This window comes from Yinghuangia sp. YIM S09857 (assembly GCF_051388915.1).
Taxonomy (GTDB): domain Bacteria; phylum Actinomycetota; class Actinomycetes; order Streptomycetales; family Streptomycetaceae; genus Yinghuangia.
In genome coordinates this window covers 1-23,309 of sequence record NZ_JBPKBH010000028.1, presented here as the reverse complement: position 1 = coordinate 23,309, position 23,309 = coordinate 1, and the positions used below count along the sequence as shown (strand labels likewise).

Here is a 23,309-nt window from a genome sequence, read left to right as displayed (position 1 = left end):
ATGACGTCCTCGTTGCGCAAGGCGGATTGGGCAAGATCGACGTAAAGCTTGGGTAACCAGGGGTACGGCGTGGCTTGGGAGGCGCGGCAAACAACCGTTAGAGTCGGCCCACCAACGGTCACACATGGGGGATGGTGGATCATGGCAGGTTCTTTCAAGGCGACTACCGAACAGCTCGACGCGCTGGCCAAGAAGATCGACAGCGAACAGGCGGCGATCCAGGGCCAGATCACCCGGTTCAACGGGATCGTCGACTTCGTCCAGGCGGGCTGGCAGGGCGACGCCTTCCGGGCGTTCGACACCTTGCAGGACCGGGTGAACGTCCTTCTGACGCAGCTCAACCAGCAACTGGACGACATCGGCGTGCTGATGGGCAAGGGCGCGGTCAACTACGCCCAGACCGAGGAAGCAAACAAGGCGCAGATCAGCCAGATCACGTCCGCGCTCGGCTGACCGGACCGGTCGCGCCGCCGAGCCGCGCGGGCAGATCGGGCCCGGCCGCGCCGCCCGGGCAGATCGGGCCCGGCCGAGCCGAACGCGCCGAGTGGGATCGACCGCACCGAGTCGACCTGCCGACCGGCCGCCTGGCCGTCACGGCCCTTTCGTTCTTCACAAAAATCGGGGAGTCACCATGGGTTCGCCCATTGTCGTAACTTTTGCCACCATTCAGGAAGCCGCGGGCCAGATCCGCACCATCAACGGCGACATCAAGTCGCGGCTCGACGAACTGAAGCGCCAGGTCGACGCCGTCGCCGCCACTTGGGAAGGCCAGGCCCACTCGGACTACATGGTCCGGCAGGCGAAGTGGACCGAGGCGCAGACCTCGCTGTGCGCGCTGCTCGACCAGATTGCCGCCGCGCTGACGCAGACGGCGGACGTCTACCAACAGACGGAGTCGGCGAACGCGAAGATGTGGGGCTGATCCCGCAGAGCTGAAGGCCGCGCGGAGGGACGGCGGGAACGCCGTCCCTCCATCCTGCCGTGCGGGCGTACGCCGTCCGGTCCGCAGCACCGCCGCCGCGTAGCGCCCCGTTCCGCCGTCCACCGGAGGACTCCACCCACCGTGCCCACCGTCCCGCACCACCGCGGCGGTGCGCTGTCCGCCGCACTCGCCCTGGTCTGCGCGCTGGCCGCGGCGCCCGCGCCGGCCACCTCGCCGCACCCGGCCCGTCAGGCACTGCCGCCCGCGCAGATACGCCTGTCCGCCGAGGGCGAGTGCACCTTCCCGGCACCTCCGCTCAAGGGCAAGCCGTGGGCCCTGCAACGGGTGATGCTCGACCAGTTGTGGTCCAAGTCGACCGGCAAGGGCGTGCTCGTCGCCGTCATCGACTCCGGCGTCGACGCCGGGAATCCGCAGCTCGCGCCCGCACTCAGCGACCAGGGCAGGGACGATTTCGCGGTCGGCACCGCCGGCCGGGTCGACGAGAACAGCCACGGCACCATGGCCGCGGGCATCATCGCCGCGCGACCCCGCGACGACACCCAGTTCACCGGCCTCGCCCGGGACGCCATGATCCTGCCCATCCGGCAGAACGGCGGCACCGACACCCAGAAGGGAAACGTCGAGACGCTGATCAGCGCGATCGGCTATGCCGTCGGACAGGGCGCCAAGGTCATCAACATCTCGCAGGAGACCAGCGGTCCCGGCGGAAAGGCGCCGGACCCGCGCCTGGAGGCGGTGATCCGCTACGCCGTCGACGTCATGGACGTCGTGGTGGTCGCCGCCGCCGGGAACCGCGGCGACAAGGACAACCTCGACACGTACCCGGCGATGTACGAGGGCGTGCTCGCGGTCGGAGCGTCCGACCGCAACAACGACCGGGCGGCGTTCTCGCAGAACAAGCCGTACGTCGGCGTGCTCGCCCCCGGCGTCGACATCTGGTCGACCGTGCCCAAGGGCGGCCACTGTTCGGGCAGTGGGACGTCGTACGCCGCGCCCTACGCGTCCGCGGTCGCCGCGCTCGTGCGCTCCATCCACCCCAACTGGAAGGCGCGCCAGGTCATCACGGTCATCGAGCAGACCGCCCAGCGCGGCCAGGCGGAGAGCAAGGACGGCAGCGGCTGGGGCGTCGTCGACCCGCTCAAGGCGGTCACCTTCACCGGCGAGCCGGGCCTGAAGCCTTCCGTCACCGCGGTGTTGCCGCCGCAGGCCGCGCCGGTGCGCGTCGACCCGCTCGACTTCGGACCCACGCGGGCGGAGCGCGACCGGCAGACGGCCACCGTGGTGGCGGCCGTCGGCCTGGCCGCGGTCCTGCTGCTCACCAGCGGCGCGGTGGTGCTGCGCGACGCCAGGAGACGCGCGAGCGCTTGAGGCCACCGAGACCGGGGGATATCCGCGGGGAAGGCCGGAAATCGCGCATATCCCGGGGGAGTCAGCCATGCAGCCGTCCCGCCGACGCGACCGACCCGGCACCTGGCGGCGCGTGCGGCGGGCGGGTCCCGCCCTCGGGCCGGCCATCGCCCTCGCCCTGCTGGTCACGGGTGCCGCGGCGTGCGGCGACGGTCCGTCCGATGCGTCGGGCACCCCCGGACCACCCGCACCGCCGAACTCCGAGCAGCTCATCGCGGCCCTGGTCACCACGGCGGATTTCACCGACGGCACGACCGTCACGCCGTCCGAACGACCCGAGGGCGAGGCCGCCGTCACCGACGATCCCGCGTGCAGGCCGGTGATGGACCTGCTCGGCGTGCAGGCGACCGGGGACACGCCGATCGGCACGGCAGGCGCGATGATCGCCGGGCCGCGTGGCGAGGCGGTGGCCGTCGTCGTCCTGCTCGCGTCGTTCCCCCGCGGCTATGCGTCGCAACTTCTGGGCCAGGGGCTCGCGGCGCTGCCGAACTGCGCGACCTTCACCGGCAGGACGGAATCGGGCGAGAAGGTCGCGTACACCGCCGAGCGCGTAGCCGCACCTGCCTACGGCGAGGAGTCCCTTGCGGTGAAGCTGGTCACCGCGGCCGAGGGCCGGGAGGTCACCGCGCACTACGTCATCGCCCGGGTCGGCGACACGCTCGCGGACTTCGCGGTCGCCGACACGTCCGGAGGACCGGGGCGACTCCCGTACGCCGCATTGGTGGCGAAGCAGATCGACAAGCTGAAGGCCCTTAAGTAGCGTCCCTACCGGCCGGTTCGCCGACGTGTCCGGCCACGCGCGAGCGCCCGGGCGTCGGCGACCGACCGGAGGTGCACATGGAGCCGATGCCGCGATTTCCCGCGGATTTCCTGTGGGGCACGGCGACCGCCGCGTACCAGATCGAGGGGGCGGTCGACGAGGACGGCCGCGGGCGTTCCACCTGGGACACCTTCTGCGCCGAGCCGGGCCGCGTGCGCGACGGCCACACCGGCGCGGTGGCGTGCGACCACTACCACCGCTACCGCGAGGACGTCGCGCTCATGGCCGAACTCGGCCTGAACGCCTACCGGTTCTCCGTCTCCTGGCCGCGCGTGCAGCCCGGCGGCAGCGGAGGGCCGAACACCAAAGGCCTCGACTTCTACGACCGGCTCACCGACGAACTCGCCGCGCGCGGCATCACGCCGTTCCTCACACTGCACCACTGGGACCTGCCGCAGGAACTGGAGGACACGGGCGGCTGGTTGGCGCGCGACACCGCGTACCGTTTCGCCGACTATGCCGAGATCGTGCACACGCGGCTCGGCGACCGCGTCGCGCACTGGACGACGCTCAACGAGCCCTTCGTGCAGATGGCCTTTGGCTACGCCCTCGGCGTGCACGCCCCGGGCAAGGCGTTGCTGATGGACGCGCTCCCCGCCGCACACCACCTGCTGCTCGGGCACGGCCTCGGCACCGCCGCACTGCGCGCCGCCGGGGCGTCCCACATCCTGCTGACCAACAACCACACGCCCGTACGCCCGGCCTCCGCCGATCCGGCCGACACCGCCGCCGCGGACGCCTACGACGCCCTGCACAACCGGCTGTTCCTCGACCCCGTGTTCCTGGGCCGCTATCCCGACCTGACCGCCTACGGTGTATCCGAGGTCCCCGGAGTCTCGGAAGACGATCTCGACCTCATCTCCGCCCCGCTCGACGGCTTCGGCGTCAACTACTACAACCCCACGCGCATCGCCGCACCCGAAAGCCCCGACGCGGCCCTCCCGTTCACCGACGCGGGCATCACCGGCGTCCCGCGCACCGGCTTCGACTGGCCCGTCGTCCCCGAGGGCCTGACCGAACTCCTCATCGACCTCAACGCCCGCTATCCCCTCCCGCCCGTCTACATCACCGAAAACGGCTGCGCCTACCCGGACCCCGCCCCCGATCCGGACATCCCGAACGCCACCGTCCCCGACCCCGAGCGCATCGCCTACCTCGACGCTCACATCCGCGCCGTCGCCTCCGCTCGCACCGCCGGCGTCGACGTCCGCGGCTATCTCGTCTGGTCCCTCCTCGACAACTTCGAATGGGCCGAGGGCTACCACCAGCGCTTCGGCCTGATCCACGTCGACTTCACCACCCAAAAGCGCACCCCCAAAACCTCCGCCCTCTGGTACCAAGCCCACATCGCGGCAATGAGCTGACGGCTACTTCACGGCACAGCCCGCGCGTTCGGCGAAGGCGTCGGAGACGGCGAGGAAAGCACGTTCCGTCTCCAGCGGACGCCCGTCGGCGGCCTGAAGGCCGGTACCCAGGCGCATGGTGTCGACCACCGGGACGCTGCCGCACCGCGTGGCGCCGATGTAGGTCTGGTGGCCGCGTGAGCCGCCGTCGGGCTTGAAACGCTCCTTCGGCGGTGGTTCCGTCAAGTTCGCCAGTACTCCGCGCAGTTGCACGTACCTCAGGACCACAGAGCCGTTCGGCGCCGTGCGGACGACGCACTCGGACCACGTCGGGGACTGTGCCGTCGTCACCGCCCAACTCGCTCCCGGACGCTGCGCCAAAGCCACTCCGGCGACCCCGCAGACGGCGCCCGCGCCGCCCGGTGCGGAGATTTGCTCCACCGTGCCGTGGAGTTCGGTGGCCACCAACTGCGGTCCGTCGCATCCTGCCTGCGCACGCAGCCCGTTGACGATGTCGGCGAGCAGTCCCACCATCTCCCGTGCGGCGCCGGCGCGTCCGGGGACGAGGTGGTCCGCGCGGTCCACTCCCTCGGGCGGCGTCGCCTCGGCGGCCCGGTCCCGCGCGGTCACGGTGGCGATCATCGGTCCCTCGTCGGTGTCGCCGACGCGGCACCGGGGAACGACCGTCCACGCCTGGTGGTCCGCGGCGATGATCTCGTCGGACGCCCCGGCCGTCCGGTACCCGGACCCGACGCCCTCGCCGAACTCCAGGAACGGCGGATCGGTCTGCCCCAGCAGCGGTCCCGTGTAGAAGGCGAAACTGCGGTATCGGGGATCGGAGTCGGGCAGCCGCAGCGTGCACCTCGCATCGGTCGAGGGATACACGGGGTCGGCCGTCTCGGAATGCTCGTACGAAGCCTCCGCCAGCACCCCCAGCACCCGCCGCGTCTCGACGGAGCCCCAACACATCCGATCGGGCAGCGCTTCGTCTTCCCCGTCCCAGGGTCGCGCCACCATGAGTACCGCCGCGGCCACCACCACCACGGCGGCTGCCGCGGCCACCAGGACAGCCCGCCTCCGCGTCCGACCGCTCATCCGGACTCGTACCCGGCATTCGCGCTTCCGGAGGCCGTGGCCGGGGCCCTGAGCCACGCGTCGGGTAGTGGATCGAGTTCGGGCACGGGTACCTCCGGCGTCGGGTGGGGGTCAGTGGGGGAGCCAGGCGGTCTGGATCGTTTGCGTGCCTCGACGGCGGGAGATCAATTGGCCTCGGCCCGGGGGGAGTCGGGTGGGGCGGACGCCGCCGATCAGGGGGCCTTCGTCGCGATTGCCAGAGAGGAGGAGGCCGCCGGTGCCGAGGTCGAGGAGTTTTTGCATGACCGGTTCGTAGAGGGCGCGGCTGGCGCCGCCGGAGCTGCGGGCGATGACGAGGTGCAGTCCGACGTCGCGGGAGAGCGGGAGGTATTCGAGGAGCGGCGTGAGCGGGTTGCCGGAGGAGGAGGCCACCAGGTCGTAGTCGTCGATGAGGAAGAAGACATCGGGTGCCGACCACCAACTGCGGTTGCGCAGTTGCTCCTGGGTGACCTCGGGGCCGGGGATGCGGCGGCTGAGGGAGTCACAGACCTGGGTGACCGCGGGTCCCAGGGCCGGCCCCGCGGCGACGTAGTGGAGGAGGTGCGTCTCGGGAACGGCGCCCAGCAGGGAACGGCGGTAGTCGACGGCGATGATGCGGGCTTCGGCGGGGGTGTACCGCTCGCTGATGCCGCGGGCGACCGTACGCAGGAAGCCGCTCTTGCCCGACTCACCCTCGCCGAAGAGCACGAAGCTCGGCTCGGCGGTGAAGTCGAGGAACACCGGTTCGAGCGCGGCTTCGTCGATGCCCACCGGGACCGGTCGGCCGGGGACCGTGTCGGGGGTCGGCAACTGCTCGTACGGCAGCAGGCGCGGCAGCATGCGGACGCGCGGCGCCGCCGGGGCGGTCCACGCCGTCTTGACCCGGGCGACGAAGTCCGCGGCCCCGTCCGCCAGATCGGACGGGTCGCCGGAGCCGTCCACGCGCGGCAGCGCGGCCAGGAAGTGCAGGCCCTCGGGCGTGAGGCCGCGTCCCGGCGCGTCGGTCGGCACGTTGACCGCGATGCGACGGTCCACCTCGGACTCCATCGGTTCGCCCAGCCGCAGTTCGAGGCGCGTTTGGATCTGGTCCTTCAGTGCGGGGCGCAGCTCGGGCCAGCGGCCCGCGGTCACCACCACGTGCACGCCGTAGCCGAGCCCGCGCGTGGCGATCTCGGTGATCGTGGCTTCCAGTGCGTCGAACTCGTTCTTGACCGTCATCCACCCGTCGACGACGAGGAAGACGTCGCCCCAGAGCTCGTCCGGCAGTTGCCCTCGCGCGCGGCGCTGCCGGTAGGTGGCGATCGAGTCGATGCCCTGGGCGCGGAACAATTCCTCTCGCCGATCCACGATCCCGGCGACCTCGCTGACGATACGGCGCGCCATCTCGGCGTCCAACCGTCCCGCGACGCCGCCGACATGCGGGAGTTCGTTGAGCGACGACAGACCGCCGCCACCGAAGTCCAGGCAGTAGAACTGCGCTTCGGCCGGTGTGTGGGTCAGTGCAAGCGAAGCGATGAGAGTACGCGCGAGCGTGCTCTTCCCACTGCGCGGGCCGCCCACGATCAGCACGTGCCCGGCGGCGCCCGCGAGGTCGATGTACATCAGGTCGCGGCGCTGCTCGAACGGCTTGTCGACGACGCCGACCGGTGCGGTCAGCCGTCCGTTGCCCGCCCATCCGGCCGCCGCGAGACCCCGGTCCGGCGTCGCGGTCAGCGGCATGATCGAGGTGAACAGCGAGTCCAGCGCGGGGGATTCAACTAGCGGCGGCAGCCACACCTGGTGTGCCGGCGGCCCCTGGCCCGCCATCCGCCGCACGATCACGTCGAGCACCGTGTCGGCGAGCGCGGGGGACGAGCCCGGGTCGGACGGGTCGGGCACGGGACCAGGCGCCGGAACAGGCGCCTGGGCGGGCACGAAGGCGGCTTCGGGCGTCCACTCGTTGGTGAAGAGCACAGGCTGCGGCGCGCCTCCCGTACGGCTGGCGCCCTGGCTCGTGCTGCGGTACGGGCCGGAGACGTACGCCGCCTTGAACCGCGACATCGACTCAGTGTCGAACTTGAGCAGCCCCGAACCGGGAACCGGCGGCAACTGGTAGGCGTCCGGCACCCCCAGCACCGCCCGCGACTCCGCCGCAGAGAAGGTGCGCAGGCCGATCCGGTACGACAGGTACGTGTCCAGCCCCCGCAGCCGCCCCTCCTCCAACCGCTGCGAGGCCAGCAGCAGATGCACGCCCAGCGATCGGCCGATTCGCCCGATCTGGATGAACATGTCGATGAAATCCGGCTTGGCGGTGAGAAGTTCGCTGAACTCGTCGATGATGATCACCAGCGACGGCAGCGGTTCCAGCGCCGCCCCCGCGTTACGCGCCCGCTCGTAGTCGTGGATGTTGGCGTAGTTGCCCGCGGCCCTCAGCAGCTCCTGACGCCGCGTCAGCTCACCCGTGATCGAGTCGCGCATCCGGTCGACCAAGGTCAGGTCGTCGGCCAGGTTGGTGATGACCGCCGCCACATGCGGCATGTCCGACATCCCGGAGAACGTCGCGCCGCCCTTGAAGTCCGCGAGCACGAAGTTGAGGATCTCCGAACTGTGCGTCATCGCCAGCCCCAGCACCAGCGTGCGCAGCAGCTCCGACTTGCCGGAACCGGTCGCCCCGACGCACAGGCCGTGCGGGCCCATGCCCTCCAGCGCGGATTCCTTCAGGTCCAGCAGCACCGGCTCCCCGCCCTCGCCCAACCCGATGGGCACCCGCAGGCGGTCGTGCGGCGCGCGCGGGCGCCACGTGCGCGTCACGTCGACCGACGCCGCGTCCCCGACGCCCATCAGCTCGGTGAAGTCGAGGTTGGCCAGCAGGGGTTCGTCGCCGTCCGCGCCGGACAGGCGCAGCGGTGCCAGGCCGCGGGCCAGTGCCTCGGCGTCGGGCGCCGCGAGGACGTCCGGGCGTCCCTCGTACGCCGTCCCCGTCGCCGCCTCCAGGATGAGCCGGTCCGGCTCGGCCACGATCGCCAGCCCGCCGCGCAGTTCGTCCAGTTCCCCCGCGACGATCTCCAGGACGGTGACGCCCTGAAGGCCCTCGGTCCCGGCCAGCACCGACCCCGACGGGACTGTGCCGCCGTCCAGCACCACGACGACGTGCGGCTGGTCGAGCACCGGTGCGCCGGTCGCGGCGAATCGCGGGCGGTTGTTCAGCTCGTCGGCAAGCAGGCGTTCGACCTCGCCGAGGTCGTCGACCACCATGCGCAGCGCGCCCGCGCCGTCCGTCTCGCGCGGGTGCTGGACATGCGGCAGCCACTTGACCCAGTCCCAGCGCGCCTGCTTGGACCGGTGCACCGCGGCGACGATCAGTACGTCGTCGGGGGAGTGCAGGGTGGCGAGTTGGCCGATCATCGCGCGCGCCACGCCGTACACCGTCTCTTCGTCGCCCGACAGCGTCAGGTGGTAGAAGGAGCGCAGCGACACGGCCATCGGCAGGTCGTCCAGCATCGACTGGGTGAGCAGGAAACGCCGCATCGCCTCGGCGCACAGCGGTTCGAGGTCGTCGAGCGGCGCGGTCTGCGGCGCCACCAGGGCGGTGGCCAGTCGCTGGCGGCCGGTGCCGAGCCGTACCTGGCCGAAGTCGGCGTCCCCGGCCCGGCGTTCCCACAGCCGTCGGCCGCCCGCGACGACCGACCAGAGCTGTTCGGGGGCGGGATGCGTCCACAACTGGGCGCCACGCTGGCGACGCGCGGTGCGGCGCACCTTGACGCGCTGCTGGTCGAGGTACCGCAAGTAGTCGCGGCGCGCGTCCAGCATCTCGGGGCTGTTGCCCCGGCGGGCGCGCACGATGTTGGCGATCACCATGGCGAGCGACGAGACCATCATCATGCCGCCCATCACGAACATCATCTTGCTCGCGCCCGGCATGAACAGGAATCCGGCCGAGCCGAGCATGGTCATCATCGGCATCAGGCTGTTCATCCAGCCCTGTTCCTGCGGCCGGTCGAGCTCCGGGGGCGCCTCAAGGACGAGTTCGTCGGACGGCACCGCGGGCGGGAACACCCTCGGCGGCCTCTTGACGATCACCACGGTCACCCGAACCATCCCCCATCCGCCTGGTGTTCGCACCGCAGGACACACCGGGTGCGCGGAACCGCGTCCGGACAGGATGGATGGACTGGGACCAACCCACCCCGTCAGGGTCGTCTCCATTCCCCGGACGGCCGCCGAACTCGGCGGCCCCGCCGGGGCGATGGCCGATACTACTGGTTGGTGCCGCGACCGCCACAGGTCCGCAGGTGGCGGCCGTGGTTCCGGTAACTTCCTTGTTCGGCAGGCCCCGGAGCCGTTCCGCGGTCCGTTAGAGTGCGTCGTCAGCCGGGCCGCGGAGCACGCCCGGCGACATCGTCCACACCGGAAGCCACGGGGAGCCGCCGGGTGAGTACCGCAGTCGGCACGATCGGAACAGCGGGCGCGTCGGCCCCTTCCGCCGTCACCATCTCGACCGGACTGGTCCGGGTCACGATCGTCGCACCGGACTGCCGGGTGGACGTCGCGCTGCCGGAGGAGGTCCCACTCGCCGACCTCTACCCGGAGATCCTGCGGCTCTCCGGCCAGGCCCAATCCGCGGGCGCCCCGACCGGGTTCCACCTCATGCGCGTCGACGGCGGCGTGCTGGACAGCGCCCGCGGGCTCGGCGCCCAGTCCGTGCACGACGGCGCGCTACTGCGCTTCACACCGCTCGCCGATTCGATGCCCGACCCCGTCTACGACGACGTGGTCGACGCGGTGGCCTCGTCGGTGACCGCCGACCAGCGCCTGTGGTCGCCCGAACTGCTGCGCACCGCGGCGCTGTCGGGCGCGGCGGCGTTCCTCTGCCTGGCGCCGGTCGCGCTGTGGCGTACCGCCGACCCGCACTCCGTCGCAGGCATCGTCGCGGGCACCCTCGCCCTGCTGCTCGCGGTCGTCGCCGGCGTCCGCGCGCGGGTGTACGACGACTCCGGCGCCGCGGCCGCCCTCGGCCTCGGCGCACTGCCCAACGCCTTCTACGCGGGCCTCGGCATCGTCGCCCCGCCCGCCGCCGAAGGCCCCGGACGGGTCCAGTTCCTCGCCGCCTGCGCGTCGGCCATGGTGGTGTCGACGCTGATCGCCGTCCTGGTGCCGCAACGCAACGCCGCGTACGTCGCGGGCGCGGGGGCCGCCGCCGCGGGCATGTGCACCGCGTTCGGCCTCATCGCCGCGGACGCCTCGCCCGGAGACGCAGCCGCGGTCGCCGCCGTCACCGGCCTCGCCGCCGTCGCCTTCCTGCCCGGATGGTCGCTGCGCCTGGCCCGCCTGCCCATCGGCTTCCTGCCGCCGGACGCGCCCGCGGCGGCGCGGGCGAGCGCCGACGACCCCGTCGACCACAGTGCCCTGGCCGCCCGGGCACGCGCCGGGCACCAGATCCTCACCGGCCTGGTGGGCGCCTGCGCGACCGTCGTCGCGGGCTCGGCAGTCGTCCTCGGCTACTCCTCCTCTCTATGGGCTCAGGTCCTGACCGGCGCCGTGGGCGTCGCGCTGCTGACCCGCGCGCGGCTGTTCTCCCACACCGCGCAGGTCGCGCTGCTGCTGGTCGCGGGCGCGCTGTCGCTCGCGCTCCTGATGACCGGACTGACCCTGCACACGGACTTCCCCGACGGCGAGCGGCCGCACTGGATCTTCGGGGCCGTCGCGGCGTTCGGCGCGCTGCTCGGCCTGATCGCGGTCACCGTCCCGGCCCGCGGCCTGTCGCCCTTCTGGGGTCGCGCGATGGACATCCTCGAAGGCATGCTCCTGACCGCCATGGTGCCCGTCTGCCTGGCGGTCCTCGGCGTCTACAGCACACTGCGCAACATCACCGGCTGAGACACCCGACCGTGGCCTGCTAGTGTGGTGTCACCCGGACCTTTGCGCCCGGTGTGCGTGCTGCCCGGATCTTTCCCGCGGACGACTGTCCCGGGCCCGGCCCAGGCGGTGCGCAGTGAGTCACCGAAGTTCCCCCGTGAAGCAGACCGGGGGCACTCACACTCTCACCTGAATGGAGCACGCAGTGTCGCTCGACGCCGCAACGAAGAAGCAGATCATGACGGAGTACGCCACCAAGGACGGCGACACCGGCTCCCCCGAGGTCCAGATCGCGCTGCTCTCGCGCCGGATCAACGACCTCACCGAGCACCTCAAGCTGCACAAGCACGACCACCACAGCCGCCGCGGCCTGCTGCTGCTCGTCGGCCAGCGCCGCCGCCTGCTGAAGTACCTGGCCAAGGTCGACATCGAGCGCTACCGCTCGCTGATCGCCCGCCTGGGCATCCGCGCCGGCTCGACGGGCGTTCGCTAAATCGCACAGTGAAGGAGCGGCTTTCTCCGAGCCGCTCCTTCGCCGTATCAGGACACAGTTTTTGTAGGCTGTGACGCAGCGGTGCCGTGGCTCACACGGCGCCGCGCGAAGCAGTTCAACCACCGGGAGTGCCGCACACGCGGCACAGGCGTCGGCCCAAGGCGCCGGTCCTCGGTAGTGGCCCCCGGGGCCCGGTCCGCAGGCCGGACCCGACCCGGTGGCTTCGATCGAAGACCGGCCCGGCCGAGCCTGGCCCGTCGCGTACGTCGCGCACTCCCTTGATTGCGACGAGGAGGGTGCCCTGTGGAGGGTACCGATGTGACCTTCGCCGAAGCCGTCATCGACAACGGCAGCTTCGGCACCCGTACGATCCGCTTCGAGACCGGGCGTCTGGCCCGCCAGGCCGCCGGTTCCGCGGTGGCCTACCTGGACGACGACACCATGGTGCTGTCGGCCACCACCGCCTCGAAGCGGCCGAAGGACCAGCTCGACTTCTTCCCCCTGACGGTGGACGTCGAGGAGCGCATGTACGCCGCGGGCAAGATCCCCGGCTCGTTCTTCCGCCGCGAGGGCCGCCCGTCCGAGGACGCGGTCCTCACCTGCCGCCTGATCGACCGCCCGCTGCGCCCGTCCTTCAAGAAGGGCCTGCGCAACGAGATCCAGATCGTCGCGACGGTCATGGCGCTCAACCCCGACCACCTGTACGACGTCGTCGCGATCAACGCGGCCTCCATGTCGACGCAGTTGGCCGGACTGCCGTTCTCCGGCCCGATCGGCGGCGTCCGCGTCGCGCTGATCGACGGCCAGTGGGTGGCCTTCCCGACGCACTCCGAGCTGGAGCGCGCGGTCTTCGACATGGTCGTCGCGGGCCGCGTCCTGCCGGACGGCGACGTCGCGATCATGATGGTCGAGGCCGAGGCCACGACCTCCACGATCGAGCTGGTCCGCGGCGGCGCGGGCGCGCCGACCGAGGAGATCGTCGCGGAGGGCCTGGAGGCGTCCAAGCCCTTCATCAAGGCCCTGTGCACCGCGCAGCTCCAGGTCGCCGAGAAGGCCGCCAAGGAGACCGCCGAGTACCCGGTGTTCCTGGACTACCAGGACGACGTGTTCGAGGCCCTGTCCGCCGCCGTCTCCGACGAGCTGTCCGCGGCGCTCACCATCGCCGGCAAGCAGGCCCGCGAGACCGAGCTCGACCGCGTCAAGGACCTCGCCGCCGAGAAGCTGCTGCCGCAGTTCGAGGGCCGCGAGAAGGAGATCGGCGGTGCGTTCCGCGCGCTCACCAAGAAGCTGGTCCGCCAGCGCGTGCTGCGCGACAAGGTCCGCATCGACGGCCGCGGCCTGACCGACATCCGCACGCTGGCGGCCGAGGTCGAGGTCATCCCGCGCGTGCACGGCTCGGCGCTCTTCGAGCGCGGCGAGACCCAGATCCTGGGTGTCACCACGCTCAACATGCTCCGCATGGAGCAGATGATCGACACGCTGAACCCCGAGACGCGCAAGCGCTACATGCACAACTACAACTTCCCGCCGTACTCGGTCGGCGAGACCGGCCGCGTGGGTTCGCCCAAGCGCCGCGAGATCGGCCACGGGGCGCTCGCCGAGCGGGCGCTGCTGCCGGTGCTGCCGACGCGCGAGGAGTTCCCGTACGCGATCCGCCAGGTGTCCGAGGCGCTCGGCTCCAACGGGTCGACCTCGATGGGCTCGGTCTGCGCGTCCACGATGTCGCTGCTCAACGCCGGTGTGCCGCTCAAGGCGCCGGTCGCGGGCATCGCGATGGGCCTCATCTCCGACGACGTCGACGGCAAGACGGAGTACGTCACGCTGACCGACATCCTCGGCGCCGAGGACGCGTACGGCGACATGGACTTCAAGGTCGCCGGCACCAAGGAGTTCGTCACCGCGCTCCAGCTCGACACCAAGCTCGACGGCATCCCGGCCTCGGTGCTGGCCGCCGCGCTCAAGCAGGCCAAGGACGCGCGCCTGCACATCCTCGACGTGATGAACGAGGCGATCGACGTCCCGGACGAGATGTCCGAGTTCGCGCCGCGCATCATCACCGTCAAGATCCCGGTGGAGAAGATCGGCGAGGTCATCGGCCCGAAGGGCAAGATGATCAACCAGATCCAGGACGACACCGGCGCCGACATCACCATCGAGGACGACGGCACGATCTACATCGGCGCCGTCAACGGCACCTCGGCCGAGGCCGCGCGGAACGTGATCAACCAGATCGCGAACCCGACGATGCCCGAGGTCGGCGAGCGCTACCTGGGCACGGTCGTCAAGACCACGACCTTCGGCGCGTTCGTGTCGCTCATGCCGGGCAAGGACGGCCTGCTGCACGTCTCGCAGCTCCGCAAGATGGCCGGCGGCAAGCGCGTCGAGAACGTCGAGGACGTCGTCAAGGTCGGCGACAAGGTCCAGGTCGAGATCGCCGAGATCGACCAGCGCGGCAAGCTGTCGCTGGTACCGGTCGTCGAGGGCGACGAGTCGGCCGACGGCAAGGCCGCGGACGCGTCGGGTGACAAGGCCGGAGACGACTCCGCCAAGTGACCAGGACGGTAGCCAAGAGCCCGGTCGCCGCGTACGCGCAGCGACCGGGCTCTACCAAGACCCTGCTCAAGGGCGAGGACGGCGGCATGGTCCGGCGGACCGTCCTGCCCGGCGGGCTGCGCGTCATCACCGAGGCGATGCCGGGCGTCCGCTCGGCCACCTTCGGCATCTGGGTCGGCATCGGCTCGCGCGACGAGACGCCCGCACTGGCCGGCGCCACGCACTATCTCGAACACCTGCTGTTCAAGGGCACCGCCAAGCGCGACGCCCTGGAGATCTCCGCGGCGCTGGACGCCGTCGGCGGCGAGATGAACGCGTTCACCTCCAAGGAGTACACGTGCTACTACGCACGTGTCCTCGACGACGACCTGCCGCTGGCCATCGACGTGGTCTCCGACATGGTGACCGCCTCACTGATCCGCGCCGAGGACGTCGACAGCGAACGCGGCGTCATCCTCGAAGAGATCGCCATGAACGAGGACGACCCCGGCGACCTGGTCCACGAGCTGTTCGCCGAGGCCCTGCTCGGGGACGCGCCGCTCGGGCGCCCGGTCCTGGGCACCGTCGACTCGATCAACGCCCTGACGCGGTCCCAGATCGCGGGTTACTACCGGCGCCGCTACCGGCCGCCGAACATGGTGGTCACGGCGGCCGGCAACGTCGACCACAACAAGGTCGTGCGGCTGGTCAGGAAGGCGTTCGCGGACGTCGCGGTCGACACCGACGCGCTGCCCGCGGCCCCGCGGGGCGGCGAGCGGGCGGTCCGCGGCGGAGGCACCGCACGCATCCTGGAGCGTCCGACCGAGCAGGCCCACCTCGTGCTGGGCATGCCCGGGGTCTCCCGCTCCGACGAGCGGCGCTTCGCGCTGTCGGTACTCAACGCGGCACTGGGCGGCGGGATGAGCTCGCGGCTGTTCCAGGAGATTCGGGAGAAGCGCGGCCTGGCGTACTCCGTCTACTCCTACACCTCCGCCTTCGCCGACCTGGGCATGTTCGGCATATACGCGGGCTGCCTCCCCAACAAGGTCCACGAGGTGCTGCGCATCTGCCGCGAGGAACTGGCCAAGGTCGCCGCCGACGGCATCACCGACGAGGAGCTCCAGCGGGCCATCGGCCAGTTGCACGGCTCGCTCGTCCTGGGCCTGGAGGACTCCGGGTCCCGCATGAGCCGCATCGGCAAGAGCGAGCTGGTCTACGGCGACCACCTCTCGGTCGACGAGCAGCTCGCGATCATCGGCGCGGTCACCGCGGAGCAGGTCCGGGAGGTGGCGCGGGACATCCTCGGGGCACGTCCTACGCTGGCCCTGGTCGGCCCCTTCCCCGATCCCGGCGCGTTCGCCGGGGCGGTCGCCTGACCCCTCGGCGACGCCCGACCGGCGGGCGCGCCGGACAGCGAAGACAGGAGCAAGAGACATGAGCGCGCTGCGGGTCGCCGTCATCGGCGCCAAGGGCCGCATGGGTGCCGAGGCGTGCCGCGCCGTCGAGGCGGCCGAGGGGCTGGAGCTCGTGGCGCGCGTCGACCAGGACGACTCGCTCGACCTGCTCACCGAGGCCCGCACCGAGGTCGTCGTCGACTTCACCCACCCGGGCGTCGTCATGGGCAACCTGGAGTTCTGCGTCCGCCACGGCATCCACGCCGTCGTCGGCACCAGCGGCTTCACCCCGGACCGCCTCGGCACCATCCGGGGCTGGCTCGCGGACGCGCCGTCGGTCGGCGTCCTGATCGCCCCGAACTTCGGCATCGGCGCGGTCCTGATGATGCAGTTCGCCGCCAAGGCGGCGCGCTTCTACGAGTCGGTCGAGATCGTCGAACTGCACCACCCGAACAAGGTGGACGCGCCGAGCGGCACCGCCCGGCGTACCGCCGAGCTGATTGCCGAGGCCCGCGCCGCCGCCGACCTCCCGCCGGTACCGGACGCCACCACCGACGACCCCGACGGCGCGCGCGGTGCCCGCGTGGACGGCATCCCGGTGCACGCGGTCCGGCTGCGCGGCCTGGTCGCGCACCAGGAAGTGCTGCTCGGCGACGCGGGCGAGATGCTGACGATCCGGCACGACTCGTTCGACCGCACGTCCTTCATGCCCGGCGTCGTCCTCGGCGTGCGCCGCGTCGGCGACGTCCCGGGCCTCACGCTCGGGCTGGAGCACTTCCTCGACCTGGACCCGCGGACGTGAGGACAACCCGCCCGTGAAGCAACGCGTCACCGCCCTCGTCCTGATCGGCGTCCTCGTCTTCTACGTGCTGCTCGTCGGCAGCCGCGGCGTCCTCGCGATCAAGGACGGCCGGCTCACGATGATGGCGCTGGGCGTCGGAGTCCTCGTCATCCCCGTCATCGGCGTCTGGTACATCTGGCGCGAGCTGCGCTTCGGCTTCACCATGCAGCAACTGGCCCGCGAACTGGAGGCCGAGGGCGAACTCCCCGCCGACGAACTGCAACGTACCCCGGGCGGCCGCATCGACCGCGCCAGCGCGGACGAGATCTTCGCCAAACGCAAGGCCGAGACCGAGGCCGACCCGGACAACTGGCGCACGTGGTACCGACTGGCGGTCGCCTACTCCGACGCCCGCGACAACGCGCGCGGCCGCAAGGCGATGCTCAAGGCCATCAAACTTCATCGCGCCGAACGGACCTGACGGGCCTTCTTGTCCCGCCTTGCTCTCGCACCACGACCCGCGCGGCAGGGCCCGCCGTTCCCTGGCCTCGGCTTCCGCCTACCCGGCCGCGAATCGGCCTGCCGAGCCCTCCGGGGACACGGTCGGCGTGGGGGCGACAGTGCCCGGACCCGACCCCGCAAGGCCGGGGGAGCGGAGTGCGTCCCACCCCTCCTCCACCACACACCCTGTGCTCACGATCGACGCCACCGTCTCCTCCGAGACCGGCGCCGAGAAGATGCCCACGACCGCGTCCACCAGATCCGCGACGAAGACCAGCGGCGGCAGTACGTCCTCTGGCATGCCCTCGTGCACGCGCTGCTCGCGGTCGGCCGTCGCGTGCACCGCCAGGCTCCCGCCCAACTGGAGCCTGCTGCGCCGTACGAGCGCCGGCAGGTGCATCAGCGCGCCACCGATCATCCGGCCGATCCGCGTGGAGCTGCCCTCCACGCCCATCGCGGGCAGCGCGTACACCGACGCCCCCGCGTGCTGGTGCACACGGGCCAGGAACCGCACGTAAAAACTGCCGCCCCCGTCGATCTGCTCCGCCAGCGGACGCACCATCGCCTCGGTCAGCGCCCGCAGGTCCCCCGTGCGCCCCTCGCGCACCAGGACGTCCACCATCTCCTCGCGCCGCCGGTTGATCGTCGCCAACCGGAACGCGAAGATCGCCCGGATCAAATCCTCTTTCGTACCGAAGTGGTACTGCGCCGCGGAGTTGTTGCGCTGCCCCGCCGCCACGCTGATCTGGCGCAGCGACACCGCGTCGATCCCGTGCACGGCGAACAGGCGTTCGGCGGTCAGGAGCAGGCGCTCCCGCGTCAGGGCGCGATTCGAGGTCGGCGTCACGCGCCAACGTTAAGACGCATGTCTTACTACTTCAATGCGTGATCGCCGCGACTTTTTCCGCGGTCGGCACGCCCGTCAGTCGTCCCCGACCTCGGCCAACGACGTGTGCAGCCGCCACTGCCGGACGCGCTGCGCGCCGCTCTCGTCCAACTCCAACTCGCGGTGCGCCCCGTCGGCGGCCCAGCCCGCGGCTTCCAGAAACTCCCGCAGCGGGACGTCCGGTTCCAGCACCCACATCACGAGCGTCCCGGCGCCGCCGCCCCGCGCGTACTCCACCGCGGCCGCCAGCAAACGCGATCCGTGCCCGCTCCGCTGCTCCTCCGGCGCGACCACCAAAATGCTCAACTCGGCGGCCGTCTCGTCCAGATCCGGATCCTGCGCGGGCACCACGGCGGCAAACCCCACCGGCTCCGGCCCGGCACACGCCGCCAACACCGTGTGCCGCCGCGACGGCGGATGCGCGGCGGCGTGCCCCCATCCCGCCCCCAACACCCCCGCGTCGAACGGCTCCAGCGCGGCCTCGGGCAACACCCCCTCATACGCCGCGCGCCACGCCGCGGACTGGACGACCCCCAGCGCGGGTCCGTCCGCACCCCGCGCGGTTCGCACACTTACGTCCGCCATGCCGTCTCCTTCACACAAAGTACGCCCTGCGGATTCTGCCGCGAATCCCCGCCCCACGTCTGCCGATCGACACGCAACACCCCCGACACGCCCCACAGGGAGGCGGCGACCCCACCACCCGTGCCACGCTGTCCCCGACGCATCCCGCCAGGCGAGAGGAACGCACGATGGGGGCCCGGACGTGGCGCACAACCACCACTTGCGCGGCACTACTACTCACCGCCACCGGATGCATGGTCGGCCCCACCATCAAAGACACCCCCAAAAAACCCGCCGCGGCCACTTCAGGATTAGACCCTTCCGTCGTGGCTCCTCCCGGGCAGGCACCCACTACAGGGGGAACGGCGACCATCAACCCCGCGCCAGGCCAATCGACTCCCCCGGGGCGATCTTCGCCCCCGAAGCTGACTACAGACGGCAAGACTGACCATGAATTCTCAGACGGCGTCAGGGTTTCGGTCGAGGAAATCGCTCCCGAACGGGCACCCTCCGGCGGCGGGGAAGTGCGTCTCGCGATCCGAGTTCGGATGGTCAACGGAGGTGACGGACGGTTCCTGCCCTACAGTCTGGTGGTTGACCTGACGGCATGCCCGAACGCCTCCTGCAAGGACGGGCGAAGCCCCGAAGACTCGAAGGAATTGCGGTCGGGCGAAACGGTTACGGTTGTCCGCTACTACCGTGTGGCCGCCACGGTTCTCGAAGCGGATATCTCTGGCTCGATCACGTACAAGGGGCTCACGGTCCAGTTCTCGGGCCGCGCCGCGGGCGCACCGACTGGTGCGTCCGACAGCCCGTCTGGTAACCCATCCAGCGGTCCGTCGAGTGCCGCGCCCACAGGCAGCCCAACCGGCCGTTGACAGCGTTTGCGCTCATCTCGATAGGTCGGGTCCAGCAACAGATTCCGCATCCGTAGCGACCGGGCACGCCACGGTAACGCCAGGATGGCTGGCGGCATGGTCGGCCGATGCGGAGGTGAAGGCCGACGGCGTTGCGGGTCGGGATCTGTCGTCGCTGGGCGGTTTGTGGGCATGACGGGCTCGGGGTTGCGCTGAATTGGGGAATTGCCTGTTGGGTGAATGTCCGAATCGGGGGCGGAGTTGGTCGGGGGTGCGCAAAACCGTTGTGGGTCGTTGTGTTTTTCTCGGCGCCTCGGAGCGTGGCGGCGCGCCCGGGGGTGGGGGCTTGGGCGAATCGGCCCGTGGGTCGTGTTGGGGGCGTACCGTGCCTAGCAGGACGTGGGGCCAGGAGGCGTCGGCTCTGTTGTGGGTCGTCCGCTAGGCGTGCAGGGGCGCGGATTGCCGGGCTTGTTGGTCCGCCCGGCGGTGCCGGCGGCGGTTTCAGGACGGTCCGTTCGGCCGCCGCGTGTGGTGCGGCAGGTTAACCCGGTTCCGGATGCCGCGCGTACTCAAATCGGCACAAAGGGTGACGTACAACTTTTTTCGCGTCATTACCCGGCATTTTTCCCGCATGTGCCTGATACTGAAGAAGACCTCGGCGCTGCTTGAACCCCCGAGCAGGCAGCGCCGGGGTCCCTTGCTGTCCGGGGTGAGCGGCGAGCGGCAAGACGGAGGCCGCGCCGACGGGAACGGCTGATGGCTGGAATCCAGTCCCAGGGTGACGGCCCCACAGCGGGCCGCGTACCGCCGTCCGGTGTGCACGAGGTGTCGGAGTGGTTCCGGGAAAGTCCGAAGGGCGCGCTGGTGAGGACCGGAATGTGGGCCGATACAGCCGTGTTGGTACCCGGCCGGGTACCGTTTGGGGCATGGCTCCGACCTCCACCCCCCAGACCCCTTTCGGCAGGGTTCTCACCGCGATGGTGACGCCGTTCGATGCCGAGGGCGCGCTCGACCTGGACGCCGCGCAGCGTCTGGCAGCGCATCTTGTCGACGCAGGCAACGACGGCCTGGTTCTGAACGGCACCACCGGCGAGTCGCCGACCACCACGGATGCCGAAAAAGCGCTTCTGGTAAGGGCCGTAGTGGAGGCCGTGGGCGACCGCGCGTTCGTCGTCGCGGGGGCCGGGAGCAATGACACGGCGCACAGCGTCGAGATGGCGCGGGAGGCCGCGAAGGCCGGAGCGCACGGGCTGCTGCTCGTGACGCCGTACTACAGCAAGCCTCCGCAGGAGGGGCTGTACCGCCACACGGTCCGCGTCGCGGACGCGACCGATCTGCCGGCGATGCTGTACGACATCCCGGGCCGCACCGCCGTGGCGCTGGAGACCGAAACGATCGTGCGCCTCGCGGAGCACCCCCGCATTGTGGCGAACAAGGACGCCAAGGCCGATCTCGGCGCGGCGTCGTGGGTCATGGCCCGCACCGATCTTGCGTACTACTCCGGCGACGACATGTTGAACCTGCCGCTGCTTTCGGTCGGCGCGGTCGGTTTCGTGAGCGTTGTGGGGCATGTTGTGACACCCGAGCTGCGTGCTCTGGTGGACGCGTACTCGGCCGGCGACGTCGCCAAGGCCCGCGAGATCCACCAGACGCTGCTGCCGGTCTACACCGGAATCTTCCGCACCCAAGGTGTGATTTTGAGCAAGGCCGCCCTCGCGGCGCAGGGTCTCGTCACCGGCACCCTCCGGCTGCCCCTGATCGAGGCCTCCGCGGAGCAGATCGCCCAGCTGAGGCAGGATCTCGCGGCGGGCGGGGTACAGATTTAGAAAGTGCCCGGACGGGAGCACAACCCGTCCGGGTTTGAACGCATCACTTGCGCGGGCCGTCCGAAAACGACGCCCGCGTGGCGAGGAGAGAACTTGAGTCATCCGCATCCGGAACTCGGATCGCCCCCGGAACTCCCCGAGGGCGGACTGCGCGTCATCCCTCTCGGCGGTCTCGGCGAGATCGGCCGGAACATGACCGTCTTCGAGTACGCCGGGCGGCTGCTGATCGTCGACTGCGGGGTGCTCTTCCCCGAGGAGGAGCAGCCCGGTGTCGATCTGATCCTGCCGGACTTCACCGCCATCCGGGACCGGTTGGACGACATCGAGGCGATCGTGCTCACCCACGCGCACGAGGACCACATCGGCGCCGTGCCGTACCTGTTGCGCGAGAAGAGCGACATCCCGCTCATCGGGTCCAAGCTCACGCTCGCGCTCATCGAGGCGAAGCTGAACGAGCACCGGATCCGTCCGTACACGCTTGAGGTCTCCGAGGGCGACCGCGAGCGGCTCGGCCCGTTCGACTGCGAGTTCATCGCGGTCAACCACTCGATCCCGGACGCGCTGGCGCTGGCGATCCGCACGCCGGCCGGCATGGTCGTCCACACGGGCGACTTCAAGATGGACCAACTGCCGCTCGACGGACGTCTGACCGACCTCCCGGCCTTCGCCCGTCTGGGTGAAGAGGGCATCGACCTGCTGCTCGCCGACTCCACGAACGCCGAGGTACCCGGCTTCATCCCGCCGGAGCGCGACATCGCCGGCGTGCTGGACCGGGTGTTCGCGGACGCGGACCAGCGGATCATCGTGGCGAGCTTCGCGAGCCACGTGCACCGCATTCAGCAGGTGCTCGACACGGCGTACGCGTACGAGCGCAAGGTCGCCTTCGTCGGCCGCTCGATGGTCCGCAACATGGGCGTGGCCCGGGATCTCGGCTACCTGAAGGTGCCGGCGGGCCTGATCGTCGACGTCAAGACGCTGGACGACCTGCGCCCGGACGAGGTCGTGCTGGTCTGCACGGGTTCGCAGGGCGAGCCGATGGCCGCGCTGTCACGCATGGCCAATCGCGACCACCAGCAGATCCGCATCGTCGAGGGCGACACGGTGGTGCTCGCGTCGTCGCTGATCCCGGGGAACGAGACCGCGGTCTTCCGGGTCATCAACGGGCTGACGCGCTGGGGCGCCAACGTCGTGCACAAGGGCAACGCCAAGGTGCACGTGTCGGGTCACGCGTCGGCAGGCGAGTTGCTGTACTTCTTCAACATCGCCAAGCCGCGCAACTTCATGCCCGTGCACGGCGAATGGCGCCACCTGCGGGCGGCCGCCGATCTCGCGCACAAGACGGGTGTACGCCGGGACCGCATCGTCATCGCCGAGGACGGCGTCGTGGTGGACCTGGTCGACGGCGTCGCGAGGATCACCGGCAAGGTGCAGGCGGGGTACGTGTACGTCGACGGCCTGTCGGTGGGCGACGTCACGGAATCCTCGCTCAAGGACCGCCGGATCCTCGGCGACGAGGGCTTCGTGTCGGTGTTCCTGGTGGTCGACTCGTCGACCGGGAAGGTCGTCGGCGGCCCGCAGATCACCGCCCGCGGCTCGGGCATCGACGACGCCAAGTTCGACGACGTGATCCCGCGCATCGAGGACGTGTTGACCAAGGCGGCGGCGGACGGCGTGGCCGAGCCGTACCAGTTGCAGCAGCAGGTGCGGCGTGTCGTCGGGAAGTGGGTCAGCGACACCTTCCGGCGCCGCCCGATGATCCTGCCGGTGGTTGTCGAGGTGTGACCTCCGGGGGCTACGCCTGGATCTGTTGGCGACCGCCCCGCGCAACCTCCCAGGGCCCGCGACAACTCACCGTCGCGGGCCCTTTGCCATGCCTCTGAACGCTTCACCGGCCCGGTGCCGCGCTGCCGGACGCCTGCCGCTGCCGCCTGCTGTGCCGCCTAGTGCTGTGACCGGAAACGTTGACCGGGTTGCCGGTTGGCTTCGGGGTGCCTGACGCCGGTTGGATGTCTTC

Annotated in this window: 17 protein-coding genes; 13 read left to right on the top strand and 4 right to left on the bottom strand. The window is 70.7% G+C overall.

What is annotated here, in order from left to right:
• The first annotated feature begins 141 nt into the window (after positions 1–141).
• The 5 genes from ACRX5S_RS37250 (at position 142) to ACRX5S_RS37230 (ending at position 4,534) form a co-directional block, all read left to right on the top strand.
• On the top strand, positions 142–453 hold the full coding sequence (locus ACRX5S_RS37250) for a WXG100 family type VII secretion target (RefSeq protein WP_436777683.1): 312 nt from the start codon (positions 142–144) through the stop codon (positions 451–453).
• A gap of 178 nt (positions 454–631) precedes the next feature.
• Positions 632–922 carry a WXG100 family type VII secretion target gene (locus ACRX5S_RS37245; protein WP_436777682.1) on the top strand — a complete coding sequence of 97 codons (291 nt, stop codon included), beginning with the start codon at positions 632–634 and terminating at the stop codon, positions 920–922.
• Between the two features lie 141 nt (positions 923–1,063).
• On the top strand, positions 1,064–2,311 hold the full coding sequence (gene mycP, locus ACRX5S_RS37240; RefSeq protein WP_436777681.1) for a type VII secretion-associated serine protease mycosin: 1,248 nt from the start codon (positions 1,064–1,066) through the stop codon (positions 2,309–2,311).
• Positions 2,312–2,378: 67 nt separating this feature from the next.
• Positions 2,379–3,110, top strand: coding sequence for a hypothetical protein (locus ACRX5S_RS37235; protein WP_436777680.1), 732 nt, complete (start codon positions 2,379–2,381; stop codon positions 3,108–3,110).
• Between the two features lie 86 nt (positions 3,111–3,196).
• A complete protein-coding gene (locus ACRX5S_RS37230) occupies positions 3,197–4,534 on the top strand; it encodes a GH1 family beta-glucosidase (RefSeq protein ID WP_436777679.1) in 1,338 nt (445 codons plus the stop codon).
• A 3-nt stretch (positions 4,535–4,537) separates the two neighbouring features.
• On the opposite strand, the gene ACRX5S_RS37225 is transcribed toward ACRX5S_RS37230, so the two are convergent.
• On the bottom strand, positions 4,538–5,608 hold the full coding sequence (locus ACRX5S_RS37225) for a hypothetical protein (protein ID WP_436777678.1): 1,071 nt from the start codon (positions 5,606–5,608) through the stop codon (positions 4,538–4,540).
• 111 nt (positions 5,609–5,719) lie between these two features.
• Entirely contained in the window at positions 5,720–9,694 is a 3,975-nt protein-coding gene (gene eccCa / locus ACRX5S_RS37220; protein WP_436777677.1) for a type VII secretion protein EccCa, read from the bottom strand.
• Positions 9,695–10,036: 342 nt separating this feature from the next.
• Here eccCa and eccD point away from each other — a divergent pair, with 342 nt between their 5' ends.
• The 6 genes from eccD (at position 10,037) to ACRX5S_RS37190 (ending at position 17,142) form a co-directional block, all read left to right on the top strand.
• On the top strand, positions 10,037–11,482 hold the full coding sequence (gene eccD / locus ACRX5S_RS37215; RefSeq protein ID WP_436777676.1) for a type VII secretion integral membrane protein EccD: 1,446 nt from the start codon (positions 10,037–10,039) through the stop codon (positions 11,480–11,482).
• 184 nt (positions 11,483–11,666) lie between these two features.
• The gene (gene rpsO / locus ACRX5S_RS37210; protein ID WP_436777757.1) at positions 11,667–11,954 is read left to right on the top strand and encodes a 30S ribosomal protein S15; all 288 of its coding nucleotides are present in this window, start codon (positions 11,667–11,669) and stop codon (positions 11,952–11,954) included.
• Positions 11,955–12,257: 303 nt separating this feature from the next.
• Positions 12,258–14,507, top strand: a complete 2,250-nt coding sequence (locus ACRX5S_RS37205; RefSeq protein WP_436777675.1) for a polyribonucleotide nucleotidyltransferase — start codon at positions 12,258–12,260, stop codon at positions 14,505–14,507.
• On the top strand, positions 14,504–15,862 hold the full coding sequence (locus tag ACRX5S_RS37200; RefSeq protein ID WP_436777674.1) for a M16 family metallopeptidase: 1,359 nt from the start codon (positions 14,504–14,506) through the stop codon (positions 15,860–15,862). The genes ACRX5S_RS37205 and ACRX5S_RS37200 overlap by 4 nt, the downstream gene beginning before the upstream one ends.
• 58 nt (positions 15,863–15,920) lie before the next feature.
• Entirely contained in the window at positions 15,921–16,682 is a 762-nt protein-coding gene (dapB, locus tag ACRX5S_RS37195) for a 4-hydroxy-tetrahydrodipicolinate reductase (protein ID WP_436777673.1), read from the top strand.
• 13 nt (positions 16,683–16,695) lie between these two features.
• Positions 16,696–17,142 (top strand): hypothetical protein, encoded by a 447-nt coding sequence (locus tag ACRX5S_RS37190; RefSeq protein ID WP_436777672.1) that lies wholly within the window; start codon positions 16,696–16,698, stop codon positions 17,140–17,142.
• 78 nt (positions 17,143–17,220) lie between these two features.
• Here the strand turns inward: ACRX5S_RS37190 and ACRX5S_RS37185 are convergent, their stop codons facing one another.
• Positions 17,221–18,009: a TetR/AcrR family transcriptional regulator gene (locus tag ACRX5S_RS37185; protein ID WP_436777671.1), complete on the bottom strand. Its 789-nt coding sequence runs from the start codon at positions 18,007–18,009 to the stop codon at positions 17,221–17,223.
• Between the two features lie 75 nt (positions 18,010–18,084).
• Positions 18,085–18,633 carry an N-acetyltransferase family protein gene (locus ACRX5S_RS37180; RefSeq protein WP_436777670.1) on the bottom strand — a complete coding sequence of 183 codons (549 nt, stop codon included), beginning with the start codon at positions 18,631–18,633 and terminating at the stop codon, positions 18,085–18,087.
• Between the two features lie 1,762 nt (positions 18,634–20,395).
• Here ACRX5S_RS37180 and dapA point away from each other — a divergent pair.
• Together dapA and ACRX5S_RS37170 are read left to right on the top strand one after the other, a co-directional pair.
• A complete protein-coding gene (dapA, locus tag ACRX5S_RS37175) occupies positions 20,396–21,295 on the top strand; it encodes a 4-hydroxy-tetrahydrodipicolinate synthase (protein WP_436777669.1) in 900 nt (299 codons plus the stop codon).
• A gap of 93 nt (positions 21,296–21,388) precedes the next feature.
• A complete protein-coding gene (locus ACRX5S_RS37170; protein ID WP_436777668.1) occupies positions 21,389–23,077 on the top strand; it encodes a ribonuclease J in 1,689 nt (562 codons plus the stop codon).
• Positions 23,078–23,309 lie beyond the last annotated feature (232 nt).

What these genes read in the sequence shown, in the direction of transcription:
- ACRX5S_RS37250 (WP_436777683.1), top strand. Translation starts at nt 142, where the DNA reads ATGGCAGGTTCTTTCAAGGCGACTACCGAACAGCTCGACGCGCTGGCC.
- ACRX5S_RS37245 (WP_436777682.1), top strand. Translation starts at nt 632, where the DNA reads ATGGGTTCGCCCATTGTCGTAACTTTTGCCACCATTCAGGAAGCCGCG.
- ACRX5S_RS37235 (WP_436777680.1), top strand. Translation starts at nt 2,379, where the DNA reads ATGCAGCCGTCCCGCCGACGCGACCGACCCGGCACCTGGCGGCGCGTG.
- ACRX5S_RS37230 (WP_436777679.1), top strand. Translation starts at nt 3,197, where the DNA reads ATGCCGCGATTTCCCGCGGATTTCCTGTGGGGCACGGCGACCGCCGCG.
- ACRX5S_RS37225 (WP_436777678.1), bottom strand. Translation starts at nt 5,608, where the DNA reads ATGAGCGGTCGGACGCGGAGGCGGGCTGTCCTGGTGGCCGCGGCAGCC.
- dapB (WP_436777673.1), top strand. Translation starts at nt 15,921, where the DNA reads ATGAGCGCGCTGCGGGTCGCCGTCATCGGCGCCAAGGGCCGCATGGGT.
- ACRX5S_RS37180 (WP_436777670.1), bottom strand. Translation starts at nt 18,633, where the DNA reads ATGGCGGACGTAAGTGTGCGAACCGCGCGGGGTGCGGACGGACCCGCG.
- dapA (WP_436777669.1), top strand. Translation starts at nt 20,396, where the DNA reads ATGGCTCCGACCTCCACCCCCCAGACCCCTTTCGGCAGGGTTCTCACC.